Annotated in this window: 1 protein-coding gene; it reads left to right on the top strand. The window is 59.7% G+C overall.

From position 1 onward, the window contains the following. The first annotated feature begins 7 nt into the window (after positions 1 to 7). Positions 8 to 112, top strand: a complete 105-nt coding sequence (locus RMT89_RS46385) for a formate--tetrahydrofolate ligase (protein WP_399499057.1) — start codon at positions 8 to 10, stop codon at positions 110 to 112. The last annotated feature ends 146 nt before the right edge of the window (positions 113 to 258 follow it).

Raw genomic sequence — 258 nt, 5'->3', positions numbered from 1 at the left:
GTTCATCGTGGCGATCTGCGGTGAGATCATGACGATGCCGGGGCTGCCCAAAGTGCCTTCGGCCGAGGTGATCCGGCTGAACGATATGGGTAATATCGAAGGGCTGTTCTGATAGCGCGGGGCCGCAGCCGGACAGGTTGCGGCCCCGGTCGATTTGCGGCAGACCCCGCACTATGGGTAGCTGTCGGGGGATGGAATGAAAGATCCGCAAGAGATCACCAGCATGACGGAATTGCGAGCCGTGATTGATGCGCATGA

It is taken from the genome of Streptomyces sp. P17, from assembly GCF_032436805.1.
GTDB lineage: Bacteria > Actinomycetota > Actinomycetes > Streptomycetales > Streptomycetaceae > Streptomyces.
Note: the sequence above shows the minus strand (reverse complement) of the source record. Positions and strands in the feature narration are given on the sequence as shown.